This is a genomic window from Caballeronia grimmiae (genome assembly GCF_000698555.1).
GTDB classification, from domain to species: Bacteria; Pseudomonadota; Gammaproteobacteria; order Burkholderiales; family Burkholderiaceae; genus Caballeronia; species Caballeronia grimmiae.
Genome location: NZ_JFHE01000146.1, coordinates 1 through 453, shown reverse-complemented (window position 1 = coordinate 453; position 453 = coordinate 1). Strand labels below are relative to the sequence as shown.

Annotated in this window: 1 protein-coding gene; it reads right to left on the bottom strand. The window is 67.5% G+C overall.

Features of this window, described 5'->3' with window-relative positions:
• Nucleotides 1-453, bottom strand: a 453-nt coding sequence (locus tag BG57_RS31020) for an MFS transporter (protein WP_035971175.1), incomplete at both ends; no start/stop codon positions are given.

The window sequence follows — 453 nt, the reverse complement described above, 5'->3', positions numbered from 1 at the left end:
ACCAGCGGCGAACCCGCGACATACGCGAACATCCAGCCGAAGCCGAGTCCGTTGATGACGATCGCGCCCGCCGCATCGCGATGGCGGAGCACCGTCGCGTAGTTGTGCACAAGCTTCGTCATCGAGAACCGGGTAGTCGCGATGCGCGCGGATTCACGCAAGCCGCGCCATGTCACGAGTGCCGCGACGAGCCCGCAGCCCGCCATTACGCCATAGATGCCGCGCCAGTGGATAACCGCCAGCAACGCGACGCCCAGCGATGGGGCGACGATCGGCGCCACGTTTGCGACCACGGTGATCGACCCGATGCGGCGCTGCATCGCCTCGCCTTCGAACAGATCGCGCACGATGGCGAGTGCGATGGTCATGCCCGAGCCCGCGCCGAGTCCCTGCACGAAACGCGCGAGCAGCAGCACGCAGATGGACGGCGCGCATGCCGCAAGCACGCCTCCG